The sequence below is a fragment of the Microbulbifer variabilis genome (genome assembly GCF_020524905.1).
GTDB lineage: Bacteria > Pseudomonadota > Gammaproteobacteria > Pseudomonadales > Cellvibrionaceae > Microbulbifer > Microbulbifer variabilis_A.
Window position 1 is genome coordinate 290,068 of the sequence record NZ_JAIVKI010000002.1, and the last position, 17,052, is coordinate 307,119.

The following is a 17,052-nucleotide window of genomic DNA, read 5'->3' on the forward strand; positions in this document are numbered from 1 at the left end:
AGCCTCCCTGCATTTGTGACTAATCTTTCTTTCGCTCTTGCCAGTTTGCAAAAACACTACAAAACAATGACTTTGACGCCAGTTCATTGAGTCCTGCGACACATTACTTTAAAAGCGAGTGGCAGGTCGGGCGGCTTTATCCCTGTGAAAGCGAGTTCTGCCAAACTAAGGATGGCTTATTGGGTGTTAGTGACAAAGGAAAACAGCGCACTTTCTCTCCCATCTCTACCCGCCTGTAAAAATAAAAAAATGGGACAACTCAATGAAAAGAAAAATAATTGCCTCGCTCATTGCGGGCCTGCTGTGCTCGGGCGGCAGTTTCGCAGCCACTGTAGCAGACACTCACACCCCAAAAATCCAACAGAGTAAAAAGGTCTATATCGTACAGCTCGATGGCGAACCACTTTCCGCTTACTCTGGCGCAGTCGCGGGCCTCTCCAGCGCTAAATCCAGTGTGCGCCGCAAACCGGACCCACGCAGCAGCAGTTATCGTCACCACGCCGATTTCCTTAAAACTCGCCGTGAACGTGTGCTCTCTGCCGTGCCAGGCGCACGCAAAGTGCACGAGTACAAGGCCGCTTTTAACGGCTTTGCCGCGGTTATGAGTGACAAGGAAGCCGAGGCACTGCGCAGTCATAAAGATGTAAAAGGTGTCTGGGAAGACCGGCTGCTGAAGATGCACACCGATTCCACTGCAGATTTCCTCGGCCTGACCAAGATACCCAGCCCTTGGCTTTGGGGTATTACCGGGGAGGATGTGGTCGTGGGTGTAATCGACTCGGGTATCCACCCGGAACACCCGAGCCTGATGGATATACCGACGCCGCGGCAGGGTAATCGCGGTGCCAATATCTCCTACGGTCCGGTGCCAGAATCCTTTATCGGTGAGGGCTGTGAGTTCGGCAACACTGACTTTAATCCAGATGACGCCGCCTTTACCTGTAACAACAAGCTGATCAAGGCCAAGTCTTTCTCGGACGCCTTCCTTTCCAACAAGACCCTGGCGGATTATGAGTTTCTCTCGGCACGGGATGCCGACGGACACGGCACCCATACCGCCACCACAGCCGCGGGGAACTACGGTGTGGTCACCCCGGATGGCAAGACTCTAACCGGTATGGCACCGCGAGCTCGCATCGCGGCTTATAAGGTCTGCTGGGATGCCCCAGACCCGGACGATAGTGGCTGCTCTTCGGCAGACTCCATGGCGGCCATTGACGAGGCCGTGGCCGACGGTGTGGATGTCATCAACTTCTCGGTGGGAGGCTCCAGTACGGTTTTCACCGGTGCTGATGAGATCGCCTTCCTGTTTGCCGCCGATGCCGGCGTTTTTGTTGCTACTTCCGCCGGTAACAATGGCCCCGGACCACAAACGATGGGCACGCCTTCTGGTGTCCCCTGGATTACCGCGGTAGCGGCCGCCGAGGACGACCAGAGCTTCGGCACGGCCCTACAGGTGGATGCCCCTGAGGCGGTTGTTGGCACCTACGATGCCCGTGAAGGCACCGGTCCGGTAACGATGGAAGATACGGGTCTGCTTTCGGCACCCCTTGCCGTCGGTGCCCCATTGGAAGCCTGTTCCGCGCTGACAAATGCAGAGGCGGTAGAAGGCAAAATCGCCCTGGTGAAGCGCGGAGGTTGCTCCTTCAGTACTAAATACAACAATGCCGCAGACGCCGGCGCTGTAGCAATAGTTGTATACAACGACGGCACCGCCGAGGACCGAATGGACCCGATTGCTATGTCGGCGCCCAACACCACTATCCCCGGTGTGATGATTCGCCATGCCGATGGCGCCATGCTGGTTGAAAGTGCTGGGGTTACGGGTACTCTCGACCCAGAGCTGAAGATATCCCGCGAAGACCGCATCGCCAGCTTCTCCTCCCGCGGCCACAACGTGGGCGCGCCGGATATTATCAAGCCGGATGTGGCGGCACCGGGCGTAGGTATTCTCGCCGGTACTTCACCAGTACTGAGTGGCGGCAGCCTGTTCGCATCCAAAAATGGCACCTCCATGGCGAGCCCCCATGTCGCCGGTATTATGGCCCTGTTAAAACAGGCTCATCCGGACTGGAGCCCGGCAATGGCCAAATCTGCGCTGATGAGTACGGCGCGCACCGACCTGCAAAAATCTTACGGACCCGAAGCCGCTGATCCCTTCGATATTGGCGCAGGTGCCATAGTACCCGCTGCCGCTTTCGACCCTGGTCTGGTCTATGACGCCGGTCTCAACGACTATCTGGCTTTTCTCTGTGGCGCGGAAAACCAGCCACAAATTATAGAAGCCTCCACCTGTGAGGGTCTGGCCTCCGCTGGCTATTCACTGGATTCCAGCGACCTCAATTTGCCATCAATCGGCATCGGTGAATTGGTCGGTAAACAAACCATTAAGCGCCGTATCACCAGTGTCGGCCGTGGCCAGAGATGGTATTGGGCTTCTGTAGAGGCACCTGAAGGTGTTGAAGTCAGTGTAAATCCCAGAACCCTGCGTCTTAGAGAGGGAGATAGCGCCGAGTTTGAGGTTACCTTTACGGTTACCGGGGAAGCGGCCATGAACGAGTGGGTGTTTGGAGAACTGAGCTGGAAATCCGTTGGTTTACGCCAAGAAGTACGCAGTCCCATCGCCGTACGCCCGGTTCCGCTATCCACGGTTCAGAAGGTCAGCGCTGATGGCAGCGATGGCGCCGTAAACCTTCCTGTCCAGTTTGGCTATAACGGCAACTATCAGGTGAATATCAACGGCCTGGCTGAAGGCGTACCTTTCCCCAGTAGCGTTGAGGACGGAGATAAGCAACTGATTTTCTTCGATATTCCCGAGGGTACCGAGTTGGCCCGGGTAGCTCTTTTCGATGCAGATGTGGGCGATGGTATTGGCAATGATGACCTGGACTTAGAAGTCTACGGCCCCGGCCCCGACTTTCCACAAGTAGGTACCAGCGGCTCACCAAGCTCTGCCGAATCTGTTGACCTGCTCAACCCCACTGCAGGCCAATACGCTGTGTATGTGGTGGACTACGCCTCTGCAGAGGGCCCCACCCCATTCACTTTGTTTAACTTCAACCTGAATGGGAATAGTGGCAATACTCAGCTCACAGCCCCTACACAGGCGCAAATAAACGGCAGTGGCACTATCAACCTAGAGTGGATAGGCCTCACTCCCGGTACCCGTGCCCTGGGGATTCTCAGCCACGGTAACGGTGAGGCTGTATTTAGCGAAACCGAAATTATGGTGAATACCCAGTAGAGAGTCATTCCCTCCATCGATTGGCAAAGGGAAGTAGTTTTTAGAAACCGGCCTAGACATTAGTCTTGGCCGGTTTTTTACTTACAACGTAATTTATCCTGTTGCCGAAGAAAAGCTTCAGCAATATCCATTGAGGTAAGACAAAAATCCCAATAAATTTTTGTTTTACGATTGATATTTACTGCTACTGACACGTTGTGATCCGGCATAAACATCGGCCAGCTTTGACTGCCGTGGATGACGCCACCATGATTAGCCTGACTCATTATTCCCACAGATGGAATATCTTGCTCACGGTACCGCCAACCCAGCACATAATGCTGCTCATTCACCTCTCCGTTAGCAAGCTTTTGTGGGGTACAAACTTCCCGAATTTCAGGAGCCAAAAAATTGTCATCGAGATAGCGAGCGCCAAGCTTTACCAGGTCAGTGAGGTTTAACCGTTAACACGCTTATTACATTGCAGTTATTGAAACAAGAGACACTCTTACGACTAATTCTGGCATTGCACTGATAGAGCAATATAAAAATACCTTTTAACATAACGTTACTCTGAATTTTTTTAGTTAAATCAGTATTTTTTAATAATCAAGGAAATAAAAATTATGAAATTTTTAAAGGGAAAAAATTATTTTAGTTCTTTAAAAAAGAAGCAGGACAAAATCCGAGATAATATTATTCCACAATAGATGATGAGTTTTCCTTGATAGTTTTATTCAATTAATGAAATCTTCGACGGAATTCACTGGGTAGTATGCCCTTATGTCTGCGAAATGTACGCCGCAATTGCTCCTGGGATTGAAAGCCGCACAAGAAAGCCACTCTCTCCTGGGAGAGATTTTGCTCTGATAGCAGCTGGCAGGCTTTTTCAACGCGAATATTTTCAATAAAGCGCGCCGGGGTCACACCCAGTTCCTTGAGAAAACAGCGGGCAAAATTGCGCGGGCTCATGGCGGTTTGCAGTGCTAATTTCTCCACGGTGAGGGACTGATCCAGATTCTGATAGATCCATTCCACCAAACCGGCAAAGCGATCACTCTGCTGTTGGTTCATCAGATAGCTGCTGTATTGCTGCTGCCCACCATCCCGCTTGAGGTAAAGCACCATCAGTCTGGCGATTGCCAATGCCATATGGCGGCCATGATCATCCTCTACCAGCGCCAAGGCGAGATCTATTCCGGCGGTAATGCCTGCGGAGGTATATATGTGGCCATCGCTCACATAGATAGCATCAGAGTCAACTTCAATCTCCTTGAACTGCCGTAACTCATCCACATTTGCCCAGTGTGTCGTTGCTCTGTGGCCATTCAAGATCCCAGCCCTGGCCAGAACTAGGGCGCCGTTACAAATTGAGCACATCCGCTCAACAACTCGCTTTTGCACACACAACCAATTGAGAACATCGGGCTTGTCATAGAGCGCTTGGTAACTTCCCGGTGTCCCACCACTAATCAACAGGGTGTGGATATCCTGGGCATCTCGATAGCCAATATCAGCGTATAGCTTCACTCCCGTCCCCATCTGCACCGGTCCGGCTTTTTCTGCTACCAGCTGTATGTGGTAAAAATCTGAGCGATAACGCCCCTCTTTGTGTAGTAAGTAATTAGCCAGCGTAAAAACTTCCAGAGGACCAGTCACATCCAGGCCTGAGGCACCCGGGTATATAAACATGGCTATTTGCACAGACTGATCCAGAGAGAGGTTCATTTTAGGAATTTCCACGATATCAATTAGGCAGAAATGATACATTATCGATTAATTGTGCCGTTTAATTCCTTTTTAACCAACCTTTTCCGACTTTTGTTCTTTTTATCGATTTATTAATCATATAAATTCTTTTATTGTTTTCGTGTATGTTATTGCTCACACCATCTACCCCTCACGAAATAGTTAGCGCAATGTTTGCCCTGAATTTTCCGAGTTATCCACAAAAGAAATGACATCTGTCCGGTTATTCACAATTTCACTTTGTACAAGATCCTCTGCGATCTGATTGCTTAGCTGTTTGAATTACTTATACACAAGAAGTCGAAATCCTTGACCTATCCATCGTGCCGAGCACAATTGCCCCGCTATTCACCCAGCTTACGGAGACCTTCAATTGGCGGAATTAATACTGAATCGCGGCGCTGAGCGCCGTCTAAAGCGCGGCCATCTATGGATTTATAGCAATGAGGTAGATACCAAGCGCTCCCCGTTGAAGGGATTGGAACCGGGCAGTCAGTGCCAGATTCTCGACAGCCAGGGCAAGCTTTTGGGCACAGCCTGGGTCAACCCCAGTCAATTGATTTGTGCCCGTCTGCTGAGCCGCAAGGACGATTTCACCGCAGATGACATTGGTGAGCGCCTACAAACCGCATTAAGCCAGCGGGAACGTTACTTTGACCATCCCAGTTACCGCCTGGTGTATGGAGACTCAGATGCATTACCTGGACTGGTGGTTGATCGCTTTGGCGACCACCTGGTGGTGCAGGTCAGCAACTGGGGGGTGGACCGCTATCAACAGGTGGTTGTGGATAAGTTAGTCGAGCTTATTCAACCCCGGGGTATTCTTCTGCGTAACGACCATCAGGGCCGCGCGGTTGAAGATATGCCTTTGGTTAACCAGATTGCTTACGGTGAGGTTCCCGAGTTTGCGCCATTTGAGGAAAACGGCGTGCCGCTGTTGGCACCAGTTCATCAGGGACAGAAAACTGGTTGGTTCTACGATCATCGCGAAAATCGCCGCCTATTAAATCGCTGGGTACGAGGGAAACGTGTGTTAGACCTTTTCTCCTACGCCGGCGGCTGGGGTATTCAGACTCTGGCAAATGGGGCCTCCCACGCTGTGTGTGTAGATGCCTCGCAGCAGGCCCTGGATTGGTGCCAACTGAATGCACAGCACAATAGCTTTGCCGACAGACTGGATACTGTTCAAGGCAAGGCCTTAGATATTCTCAAGGCTATGGTGGCCGAGGGAGAAAAGTTTGACGTCATCGTGCTCGATCCCCCCGCTTTTATCAAAAGACGTAAGGATCACAAGGCTGGCCTGGCCGCTTATCGCCATATAAATGAGTTGGCTATGCGTTTACTCTCTAAGAGTGGCCTGTTAGTAAGTGCTTCCTGCTCTATGCACCTACAATCGGATGAACTACTCGACTGTATTCGCGGAGCAGCACATCGACTAGGTCGCCGCGCCTCTATTCTCGCCAGCGGAGGCCAGGGCGCTGACCACCCTGTGCACCCAGCGATACCGGAGACCAATTATCTCAAGGCGCACTTCGTTCACCTGAACTAGCTCTCTAGCTGTTTTACCAACCTTTCTTCGATGACCCGGGATTTCTATCCCGGGGAGTCGATTCCGACATAGCATCAACAATATTACCTGACCCAATAACCACTACTTTCTTACAACCCTTTGGTCATCAAGTAAGTTGGCGCTTACAATCTATTTTCTCTGACTTCTAGGATGTGGCCCTCATTTTGACTAGGATTTGCCCAACTGTTCGAGACTGGGGTACCTATGTTCAGAGCCGCAAAGCATTCGGACCTGATCAGGATGGAGCAACTCTGGCTTCATGCCGTAGCGAATTCCCACCCCTCCCTACCTCGCCAGTTCTGGCTAAACCGTCTGGGCGAGTTCCGCCGGGACTGCCGCCGATCGAACCAGTGCCTGGTATTTACTGGTCGGCACAGCGCAGTAGCCGAGGCTTTTATCACTATTGTGGACAACAACAGGGTTGCACATTTATGTGTCAGCCCTCTGTTCACAGGTTGTGGTATCGGCACGCGGTTACTAACAAGTGTTGGCCGCGGCCGGTCCCAGCTTCAGGCGCAAGTTTTCCGTGAAAATCTGCGAACACGATACTTCTTACAAAAGCATGGGTTTGTGGAAATCCGTCGCGGCTACAACGCGGAGTACGGACAACACCAGATCCTAATGTCCGGTAAAGGGAGCTCACCCTGATCTTTATCCTACTCACAGAGGTGTAAACCATTACTTATAACCGAAGATTATTGATTCACTCCTTTTTATTGTTTCTACGCGACAAAGTATCCGGGTAGCATGCCTTTCATCCTAGTTTTCCTATGCGCTGATTTTTATGGGACACAACGCTTCCAGTAATACCCTGCCGTCCTCAAGCGACCGCTTTTTTCATCACGATGCTGATTTGGCATCTCTGAATCAGACTTTCGCTGAAGCTAAACCCAGCGAAATCATGCGGTTTACCATGGACAAGGCCCAGAACCCGGTAGTCTTCACCAATTTTCGGCCCCTTGCTGTGGCTTTCCTGCACCTGGTAACCCGAGCCAAGCCGGATATTCCGGTAATTTGGGTGGATCACGGCTACAACACCCCGGAAACCTACCGTCATATAGAAAATGTGGTTGAGCAGTTCAATCTCAATTTACGTACCTTTTCTCCAAAGATGTCTGCGGCTCACTACAACGCCGTTTACGGTGGTATTCCACCCTTGGATACTCCCGAGCACGACTTTTTCTCGCGTACAGTGAAACTGGAGCCATTTAACCGCGCCATGCAGGAACTGAAGCCGGATGTATGGCTTAACGGCATTCGACACGATCAGAATGCACACCGCAAAAACCTGGATATTTTTACCCAGGGGAATCACGGCACTATTCGCGTAGCGCCAATGTTCCACCTGAAGGAGATCGATGTAGAGGAGTACGTTTACGAAAACGAACTACCGGATAATGATGTGTATTTCGATCCGACCAAGGGCGAGGAACATCGGGAGTGTGGGTTATTACTGGAAAAGTAATTAACTGATCCCAGCGATAACCTTTCCACACCCGCTATTAGATTTGATTACTAATGAATCTGATTTTTATTGGGGGAACGAATGATTGTTTCCCCTTCTGCATAGAGTTCACAGCGATCTTTCACCTGTAGTTGCTCTCGCTGTTCTTCACAAGCTTGTAAAGCTTGCTGGTTTGCTTCTGTTTGACTGGCACTATTATCGATATACCCCACAACAAAAGCCCCTCGGTAATCCAGGGCCATTGCCAACGCTTTATTTTCCGACAGGAACTGGTAATCCTTCATTAATTTTCCCAGACCATTTTTTTCTTCCCCATTGTCTGTAAAAGGCAATGCTTCCCGGTTGAGGTCCCTTCTCATTGATTCGAGGTGTTCTCGGGACTCAGGGCGTGTAATTTGCATCAAAAGCGGCTGGGAGACCCGGGAGAACATTTCAGCATCTCGATTAAGATAGAGTTCATGGGCGTACCACCAGGCAATATTGATGTCCCTTGGAGCGCGCAAGTAGGCCTGCTGCAGCATGTTTACATACTTGGGCCGTGGATAACCTAATACCTGCATCGTAATCGCCAGTTCATGCCAATAGGCCGGCACGTCATCCTCAGCATTAACCAGCTCAACATATCTATCGCGGATTTTTTTAAATTCTGGGACGTTGATTTCTTTTTCTTTGGCTAGCGCATCATAAAGCGCAACCATTGCAGCGGCTTCCAGATACCAAGTTTCAGCCTGGTATTTATCTTCTATTTTTCCAAGTATCTCGCGGGCTGAAGAATAATTTTCCTCCTTCGCCTCAGCGATCGCCAGTGCCGACATCAGCTCTGGACTTACCAGTGCCTTCTTTTCAGCATAAGAAATATAATCTCTAAGCACTTCGGAAGTCTGATCTGTGATGGCCATATAATGGGCAATTTCGGCTACCGCTTCCAGATTATCCAGTGGTCTCGTACTGATTGAAAAATTTTCTTGTTCATAGACTAACGGGCCTTTGTAATAATTAAAATCGGCCTTGGGCAATTTTTGGTAGATACTTTCAAGCTCATCAAAGGTCATACCCAACGCAGCGGGCAGCGCATTCACAGGGTCTTCGCCACGATTATAAGCTTGGAGAAATTTGCTCAATCCATCATTGAGCTCGGCATTGAAAATTAACCAATGGCTCAGCATCCACCCACTTGCATAAAGCGCTTCAGTATCGCGATCACTGAGAGAACCTGGAACTGCCCGCAGAAGTTCTTTTAAAGGCATTTCTCTATTTCCGTATAAACTAATCGCTCTATCTAGGGGTATGCCGCCAACGCTGAAGTTATCTTTTTTATCAAATGAAACCGTAGAAAATACTTCTGCAACACCTTCACTAAACCAATAGGGGAAATTATATTGGCTGCGTCCATAGGTTAAAAAATGTGTGTATTCATGGAAAAGCGTCTGACGAGCCGGGTTTCCAGGTAGATATTGGTTCCCCTTAAGATTTAATAGGGCAAAACTCCCATGTGACGTGTTCTCAAACCTTCCGATCACTCTTCGAGAGTTCTCGCTGCCACTCACCCCCGCAAAACTAAGTTGATCAGCCAATGCATAAATGGTGAGTTTCTGTTGATCTGGGGAGAAATTAATATATTTCCTCGAGAAAATACGAAATTTTTCTAAATCCTCAGCCAATTTCTGCACGCGCTTAGGATTATCATTAGTTACTATACGAAAATGCTCAGTTTCTATTTCGAACCAATTTGAATTAATTAGCTTCTCTGAGCTTGTGCAACTACTAATGGCAAACAATAGTGATGTTGAAAAAATAACTCTCAATATTTTTCTGGAAATTTTATTTGCAGAGTGATTCATCGAAATCCCCATTGAGGCTTACTATTTATTGAACTATTGAATCACGAAAAAATACTGTGTAAATACAACTATTTTCTGATTTTCTGAATAGATCAGAAATTCGAGAATAGTTATCCGGCAACCAATTTTTAAGTGACCTTTTATCTTTAAATAATTGTGGGAGCCGCGGATTTATACGGCGACTTTTTGAAACGATCCATCCAGATTTTTAATATTTTTTGCACAAAAAATAATCACTATAATTTAGAGTTGACAGCAATTATTTAGTTTTGTGGTTGGAACTCTATAAGCAAGCTCAGACTAGGGGAGAAAGAGAGATAAGAGAGATAAGAGAGTAGTAATTTTTAAACGGACTATCGTTGTTTTGAAATAGGGAAGCAGGGCCTAGAAAGCTCAATCTGATAGGCCTCAGTTCCTTTCAATGACTCAAAAACTTAATAAGAGCTCTTTAACCAGCTCTCTCAGACGAAGTCCTTTCACCGAGAGAGCTACACGACTTTAGCCTATAAAGTGGCAAGCGAAATTAGACGTCCAAATTTTCCACCGCCAAAGCATTACTCTCAATAAACTCACGACGCGGCTCTACCTGATCCCCCATCAGGGTGGTAAATATCTGGTCCGCGGCAATGGCATCCTCCACGGTAACCTGCAGCATACGGCGGCTCTCGGGGTCCATGGTGGTCTCCCATAACTGCTCGGGGTTCATCTCTCCCAGTCCTTTATAGCGCTGGATACCGTAACCACGGCGGCTCTCGCTCATCAGCCAGTTCATCACTTCCGGGAAACTGCTCACGGGGTGTTGCTTCTCGCCGCGCTGAATAAAAGCACCCTCTTCCAGCAGATCCACCATCTTTTCGCCCAGGGCACAGATAGAGGCGTATTCGGCAGAGTCAAAAAACTCGTGGTTGATCAGATAGTCGCTGCCAACGCCATGAGCCACTATATGAATATGGGGCAAAAACAAGCCGCGCTCGGTATTCTCCTGCACGGTGACTTGATGACGACGGGTTCCACCACTCTCTTCACCCGCAAGCTTTTCCTGCAGCTGTGCACACCATTCAGCCACCGTATCCTGAGATTGCAGGTCTTCCTGAGTGAGGCTGGGCAGGTAGATCATGCTGCGCAGAACTTCTTCCGGGTAAAGGCGAGACAGGCGATCAATAGTGGCCAACACACTGCGGTACTCGCCCACCAAGCTCTCCAGAGAGGGGCCCGACAGGCCTGGGGCATCCGGGTTGACGAACAGGGTGGCGCCTTCCAGGGCCGCATTGGTGAGGAACTGGGTCAAGGCTGCCTCATCCTTCAGATACTGTTCCTGTTTGCCCTTGGAGATCTTGTACAGCGGCGGCTGCGCGATATAAATATGGCCACGCTGGATCAGCTCCGGCATCTGACGGAAGAAGAAAGTCAGCAGCAAAGTGCGGATATGCGCACCATCCACGTCCGCATCGGTCATGATAATGATGCTGTGGTAGCGCAGCTTGTCCGGGTTGAACTCACTCTTGCCAATGCCACAACCCAGCGCGGTGATCAGCGTGCCCACCTCCGCACTGGAAAGCATCTTGTCGAAACGCGCTTTTTCTACGTTAAGGATCTTGCCCTTTAGAGGCAGGATCGCCTGTGTGCGGCGGTCACGCCCCTGCTTGGCAGAGCCACCAGCGGAGTCACCCTCCACCAGGTAAATTTCTGACAGCGCAGGGTCTTTCTGCTGACAATCTGCCAGTTTGCCGGGCAGACCGGCAATATCCAGAGCGCCCTTGCGACGGGTCATCTCACGTGCCCTGCGCGCCGCCTCACGGGCTTTAGCCGCATCGATCATCTTGGTAACGACTGACTTGGCTTCCTGGGGATTCTCCAATAGGTAATCATTGAAGTGCTGCCCCATCTCCTGCTCAACAGCCGGCTTCACTTCGGAGGAAACCAGCTTGTCTTTGGTCTGTGAGGAAAATTTCGGGTCCGGCACCTTCACGGAGATAATCGCGGTGAGACCTTCACGAGCATCGTCACCGGTGGTATTCACCTTATCTTTTTTCCCCAGGCCCTCTTTCTCGATATAAGTGTTCAATCCACGAGTCAGGGCTGCACGGAAGCCCGCCAGGTGGGTGCCGCCGTCGCGCTGGGGGATATTATTGGTGTAACAGAAAATGTTTTCCTGAAAGCTGTCATTCCACTGTAGAGCCACTTCCACGGCAATACCGTCATCGCGCTGACTCTGGAAGTGCAACACCTTATTGATCGGGGTTTTGTTCTGGTTAAGAAACTCCACAAAGGCGCTCAAACCACCCTCGTATTCATAAATCTCTTCTTTTCCACTGCGCTCATCTTTTAGCAATATTCGCACACCAGAATTTAGGAAGGACAGCTCGCGCAGGCGTTTGGCCAGTACATCGAAGTGGAATTCGATATTATTGAAAGTATCTGCAGAGGGTTTGAAATGTACCGTGGTGCCGGTGCTATCACTATCACCAACCACATCCAGTGGAGCCTGGGGCACACCGTGATAATAGGTTTGCTCAAAGATCTTGCCCCCGCGGCGGATGGTCAATTTCAGCTCTTTGGAGAGCGCATTCACTACCGACACACCCACACCGTGCAGACCACCGGATACCTTATAGGTATTGTCGTCGAACTTACCACCCGCGTGCAGCACGGTCATAATCACTTCAGCGGCAGAAACCCCCTCTTCCGGGTGAATTTCTGTAGGAATACCTCGGCCATTATCAGAGACAGATATCGACTCATCCGGGTGGATAGTTACGCGAATCTCGTCGCAATGGCCGGCCAGTGCTTCATCAATGGAGTTGTCGACCACCTCGAAAACCATGTGATGCAGGCCGGTACCATCGTCGGTATCACCGATATACATTCCGGGGCGCTTGCGCACCGCATCCAGGCCTTTAAGTACCTTGATACTGCTCGAGTCATAGCTTTGCTGCTCTGACATTTATTCGCTCCATTCAACTTATTGTGCAGCCGATGCCTCGGCGCTGATATTCCCATGTTCCACGTGGAACACTTTCGGGCAATTCCAAGGGGGTTCGAGCTGTCGCCAGGGGCGGCTCGTAGTGCCCTCATCTATTCCGGTTACCAGTACTTGGCTGGCACAACGACCAACCCACTGGGCAAAAATCTGTTGATTGTGATCATCCAGCTCCGCAGGCAGGTCGTCCACAAGAAACACCGGTTTCTCCCGGTGACGACATACCAATTGCGCCATAGCCGTGCGTACGGCGCAAACCAGCATCTTCTGCTGGCCACGGGATAAAATATTATGTGCAGCCTCCCCCGCCACAGTAAAACGGAGATCTGCCCTATGAGGCCCCGTGCGGGTATGCCCTTGATTGAGGTCACCTTCACGGGACTCTCTCAACGCCTCTGCCAGCGCAATCTCCTTGCGCCAACCCCGCCGATAACTCATATCTACACGATGCAACAGGCTTTGTGGCAACTCCTCTAATAGGGTAACCACAGCTGCCTGTAACTGCTGAAATTGGCCATAGCGTAGGGTATCCACCCGCTCGCCACTCTGTGCCAACTGATGCTCCCAAATCCCGAGCGCAACCGCGTCGATTTTACCACGTCGCAACAGGGCATTTCGCTGCTTCAGTGCGATTTGATAATTTTTCCATTCCTGTGCATAGAGATGTTCCACGTGGAACACTGTCCAATCCAAGAGTCGCCTGCGCACCCCTGGCCCTCCATCCAGAGCGGAGAAACTATCGCTATTAATTAATTGCAACGGTAAACAGCTGGCAAGCTGTGAGCTGGACTCAGCCGCTGCCTGATTGATGCGTACACGACCACCTCCATCCGCCAGCCGTTCGACGCCAAGGTTGAACCCAGTATCCAGCTGGGTAAAAACTGTGAGCCCGGGATGATCATGCCGAATAACGGATTTATGCTGGCGAGATCGAAAGGAGCGACCAGTGGCCAACATGTGTACGGCTTCAAGGATGGAGGTCTTGCCGCTGCCATTGACGCCACAAAACAGGTTCACCCCCGTATCCAAAAGCAGGTCGGCGTGGGAGATGTTGCGAAAATTGGAAATGAGAAGGCGGCTCAGTGCCATGAACCCTTCCACTTGTTAGCCGGGGTAATTCCAGCGGTGAAATCCAGATAAAGTACCAGATAAAATAAAGGGACCGCTTGTTGATGATGCAAAGCGGTCCCTTCCCATTTGTGAGCCAAGTGCTGGTTAGCCAGGCTTACAGGCGCATCGGCATAATCACATAGAGGGCGTCACCATCCTCAGGTTGCTGCAGCAGAGCACTACTGTTCGCATCCGCCAGGCTGATACGAATCTGGTCGCTATGAATAGCGCCGGTAACGTCGAGCAGATAGGAAACGTTGAAGCCAATTTCCATCGGCTCACCGACATAGTCCACCATCATTTGCTCTTCCGCCTCCTCCTGCTCAGGGTTGTTGGCCACAATCTGCAACAACCCTTCGGAGACCTGTAAGCGCACTCCGCGGTATTTCTCATTGGAGAGAATCGCTGCACGGGAGAAAGCCTGACGCAAGCCCTGACGGTCGGCGTAAACCACATTGCCGGCACCACGTGGCAGGACACGCTCGTAATCCGGGAATTTGCCATCCACCAGCTTGGAGGTGAAGGTAAACTGACCACACATCACACGAATATGATTGTTGCCCAATACCACCTGTGCCTGTACATCGGTATCTTCCAGCAGACGGCCCAATTCCAACACACCCTTGCGCGGAACAATCGCCTGGATCGGCGTCGATACATTCAAGCCCGGGGCATCGCGGTCACACAGGGCCAAGCGGTGGCCATCGGTAGCCACCGCGCGTAATTGCTGTGGGCGGCACTCCAATAGCAGGCCATTCAGGTAGTAGCGCACATCCTGCTGGGCCATGGCAAAGCTGGTGGCCTCGATCAGGCGTCGAATTTCGCGCTGGGAAATATCGAAACGGGTTTGGGCGCTGGTCTCTTCCTGGTTGGGGAAGTCAGCCGCTGGCAGAGTCGATAACTGAAAACGGCTGCGACCACTGCGCAATACCAAACGCTCACCATCGCGCTCAAACTTCAGTTCAGCGCCATCTGGCAGTGAGCGACAGATATCCAGTAACTTTCGTGCCGGGACGGTTACCTCACCTTCCATCTCCACGCCGTCCACCGACAAGCGGCCGACAATCTCCACTTCGAGATCTGTACCGGTCAGGGACAACTCCTGACCTTGTAATTGCATCAATACATTAGCCAGGACCGGCAGAGTCTGGCGCTTCTCAACGACACCGGCTACCAGTTGTAGGGGCTTCAGCAGGGCGTCCCGGCTCACATTGAATTTCATCGGTTGTTTCGCCTTGTTTGTCAGTTATTCGATTAAGTGGTCAACGACCGTGTCAGTAACTTTACGTCCTCGCGGATATCCGCGTCAGACTCCTGCAATTCGCGAATCTTACGGCAGGCGTGCAAGACCGTGGTGTGGTCACGACCGCCAAAAGCATCGCCTATCTCGGGCAAACTGTGATTGGTCAACTCTTTGGCAAGAGACATGGCCACCTGGCGCGGACGCGCAACAGAGCGGCTGCGGCGTTTGGACAACAGGTCGGCCACCTTGATCTTGTAGTATTCAGCCACCACTCGCTGGATATTGTCGACGCTCACCAAGCGGTCCTGTAAAGCGAGGAGATCCTTGAGCGCCTCGCGCACCAGAACATCATCAATAGCGCGACCGGTAAACTGGGCGTTGGCAATCACGCGGCGCAGAGCCCCCTCCAACTCACGCACATTGGAGCGAATACGCTGGGCGATAAAGAAAGCGGAATCGTGTGGCAACTCCACGCCAAATTGCTCGGCTTTCTTCATTAATATGGCTACGCGGGTTTCCAGTTCCGGCGGCTCTACGGCCACAGTGAGCCCCCAACCAAAGCGGGACTTCAATCGCTCTTCGAGCCCGTCGATCTCTTTCGGGTAGCGATCACAAGTGAGAATAATCTGCTGACCACCTTCAAGAAGCGCGTTAAAAGTGTGGAAAAACTCTTCCTGAGAGCGCTCCTTGCCGGCAAAAAACTGGATATCATCAATCAACAGCGCATCAACCGAGCGATAATAGCGCTTAAAGTCGCTGATAGCGTTGAGCTGCAGGGCCTTCACCATATCCGCAACGAAGCGCTCAGAGTGTAGGTAGACCACCTTGGCGTTGGGATTGCGCTCCAATAGCGCATTACCCACTGCATGCATCAGGTGCGTCTTACCCAGGCCCACGCCACCATAAATAAAGAGTGGGTTGTAGGCCCCACCGGGATTATCGGAAATTTGCTGTGCAGCGGCCAAGCCCAGTTGATTAGACTTGCCTTCAACAAAGGATTTAAAAGTGAAATTACGATTGAGGGAGCTGCCGTGCTTAATAGCACCCTCGACCTCAACCTGGCGCGCAGGCTGCTCCGGGATAGAACGCATCATGTCGTTCATTATTGCCGGCCGAATGTCGGAAACCGCCTGCTCTCCTTTGCTCATTTGTCGTGAGTTTGTCTCCTCTTCCAGTGCCGGATGAGGATTGGCACCCGGACTACCACCAAAACCACCGCCCATCAGAGGCTGGGCGTGGACAGGGGCCACAGGGGATTCCACGGAATTCATAAACCCCTGGGAAGCCGCAGGAGAGACCACACCCGCCGGCGTAGTGGGGAAATCCACCGACCTCGAAGAGGCGGAAGACACCATTGAGGGTGCCATGTTATTGGGTGTTGGTGGCACAGGTGTGGGAGCCGGTGCCATCTCCATTGCAGTGCGGCTGCGCTGGAAACGCGCGGGACGTCGCGCGGTGATCTCCAGCCCTACTTGTAGTGGCTGCCCCGGTGAGAACTGGTGTACCAGCTCACGGATTCGATGAAGGAATTTACCGCCAACCCAGTCCAGCACGAAGCGATTTGGCGCGACTAAGCGCAACTCGCCGTCCGCACACGCGGGATTGACACGCAGCGGCCTGATCCAGGTATTGAACTGCTGAGATGGCAGCTCATCCTGTAAACAGCTCGCGCACTGCTTCCAAACGGATTCAGTCAAGAAACCCCCCAAAACCCCAAAATGGTAAGACCACGGAGACAACGACATGACGGGGCTGAAACGCCCCAGCCGTCAAATAAGATCGGCGCAGTATACCTTTCCATCGATGGGTTATCCACAAGAAAGCATCGATCTGTTGAAAAAATCACGTAAAAAGGTCCATGCAATCAGGCA

The 17,052-nt window shown here is 51.2% G+C and carries 11 protein-coding genes; 4 read left to right on the forward strand and 7 right to left on the reverse strand.

What is annotated here, in order from left to right:
- Nucleotides 1-262: 262 nt before the first annotated feature.
- Complete coding sequence (locus LC073_RS04295) at nucleotides 263-3,244, forward strand: S8 family serine peptidase (protein WP_226643854.1); 2,982 nt, start codon at nucleotides 263-265, stop codon at nucleotides 3,242-3,244.
- Between the two features lie 77 nt (nucleotides 3,245-3,321).
- Here the strand turns inward: LC073_RS04295 and LC073_RS04300 are convergent, their stop codons facing one another.
- Both LC073_RS04300 and LC073_RS04305 read right to left on the reverse strand, forming a co-directional pair.
- Nucleotides 3,322-3,630 (reverse strand): hypothetical protein, encoded by a 309-nt coding sequence (locus tag LC073_RS04300; protein WP_226643857.1) that lies wholly within the window; start codon nucleotides 3,628-3,630, stop codon nucleotides 3,322-3,324.
- 334 nt (nucleotides 3,631-3,964) lie between these two features.
- Entirely contained in the window at nucleotides 3,965-4,951 is a 987-nt protein-coding gene (locus tag LC073_RS04305; protein ID WP_226643860.1) for a GlxA family transcriptional regulator, read from the reverse strand.
- A 394-nt stretch (nucleotides 4,952-5,345) separates the two neighbouring features.
- Between LC073_RS04305 and LC073_RS04310 the strand changes: the two genes are divergently transcribed.
- From LC073_RS04310 to LC073_RS04320, 3 genes are all read left to right on the forward strand, one after another.
- Nucleotides 5,346-6,521, forward strand: coding sequence for a class I SAM-dependent rRNA methyltransferase (locus LC073_RS04310; RefSeq protein ID WP_226643861.1), 1,176 nt, complete (start codon nucleotides 5,346-5,348; stop codon nucleotides 6,519-6,521).
- A gap of 225 nt (nucleotides 6,522-6,746) precedes the next feature.
- Nucleotides 6,747-7,190, forward strand: a complete 444-nt coding sequence (locus LC073_RS04315) for a GNAT family N-acetyltransferase (protein ID WP_226643864.1) — start codon at nucleotides 6,747-6,749, stop codon at nucleotides 7,188-7,190.
- A 136-nt stretch (nucleotides 7,191-7,326) separates the two neighbouring features.
- Nucleotides 7,327-8,007 carry a phosphoadenosine phosphosulfate reductase family protein gene (locus LC073_RS04320; protein WP_226643866.1) on the forward strand — a complete coding sequence of 227 codons (681 nt, stop codon included), beginning with the start codon at nucleotides 7,327-7,329 and terminating at the stop codon, nucleotides 8,005-8,007.
- A 50-nt stretch (nucleotides 8,008-8,057) separates the two neighbouring features.
- Here LC073_RS04320 and LC073_RS04325 read toward each other — a convergent pair whose 3' ends face one another.
- The 5 genes from LC073_RS04325 to dnaA form a co-directional block, all read right to left on the reverse strand.
- A complete protein-coding gene (locus LC073_RS04325) occupies nucleotides 8,058-9,848 on the reverse strand; it encodes a hypothetical protein (RefSeq protein WP_226643868.1) in 1,791 nt (596 codons plus the stop codon).
- A 523-nt stretch (nucleotides 9,849-10,371) separates the two neighbouring features.
- Nucleotides 10,372-12,792 carry a DNA topoisomerase (ATP-hydrolyzing) subunit B gene (gene gyrB / locus LC073_RS04330; RefSeq protein ID WP_226643869.1) on the reverse strand — a complete coding sequence of 807 codons (2,421 nt, stop codon included), beginning with the start codon at nucleotides 12,790-12,792 and terminating at the stop codon, nucleotides 10,372-10,374.
- Between the two features lie 18 nt (nucleotides 12,793-12,810).
- A complete protein-coding gene (gene recF / locus LC073_RS04335; RefSeq protein ID WP_226643871.1) occupies nucleotides 12,811-13,917 on the reverse strand; it encodes a DNA replication/repair protein RecF in 1,107 nt (368 codons plus the stop codon).
- Between the two features lie 136 nt (nucleotides 13,918-14,053).
- The gene (gene dnaN, locus LC073_RS04340; RefSeq protein WP_226643887.1) at nucleotides 14,054-15,160 is read right to left on the reverse strand and encodes a DNA polymerase III subunit beta; all 1,107 of its coding nucleotides are present in this window, start codon (nucleotides 15,158-15,160) and stop codon (nucleotides 14,054-14,056) included.
- Between the two features lie 32 nt (nucleotides 15,161-15,192).
- The gene (gene dnaA, locus LC073_RS04345; RefSeq protein ID WP_226643891.1) at nucleotides 15,193-16,878 is read right to left on the reverse strand and encodes a chromosomal replication initiator protein DnaA; all 1,686 of its coding nucleotides are present in this window, start codon (nucleotides 16,876-16,878) and stop codon (nucleotides 15,193-15,195) included.
- Between the last annotated feature and the right edge of the window lie 174 nt (nucleotides 16,879-17,052).

Bases quoted from the DNA above. Each gene is read 5' to 3' on its own strand.
- LC073_RS04325 (WP_226643868.1), bottom strand. From the start codon at position 9,848: ATGAATCACTCTGCAAATAAAATTTCCAGAAAAATATTGAGAGTTATT.
- LC073_RS04305 (WP_226643860.1), bottom strand. From the start codon at position 4,951: ATGAACCTCTCTCTGGATCAGTCTGTGCAAATAGCCATGTTTATATAC.
- dnaN (WP_226643887.1), bottom strand. From the start codon at position 15,160: ATGAAATTCAATGTGAGCCGGGACGCCCTGCTGAAGCCCCTACAACTG.
- gyrB (WP_226643869.1), bottom strand. From the start codon at position 12,792: ATGTCAGAGCAGCAAAGCTATGACTCGAGCAGTATCAAGGTACTTAAA.
- LC073_RS04295 (WP_226643854.1), top strand. From the start codon at position 263: ATGAAAAGAAAAATAATTGCCTCGCTCATTGCGGGCCTGCTGTGCTCG.
- LC073_RS04320 (WP_226643866.1), top strand. From the start codon at position 7,327: ATGGGACACAACGCTTCCAGTAATACCCTGCCGTCCTCAAGCGACCGC.
- recF (WP_226643871.1), bottom strand. From the start codon at position 13,917: ATGGCACTGAGCCGCCTTCTCATTTCCAATTTTCGCAACATCTCCCAC.
- LC073_RS04315 (WP_226643864.1), top strand. From the start codon at position 6,747: ATGTTCAGAGCCGCAAAGCATTCGGACCTGATCAGGATGGAGCAACTC.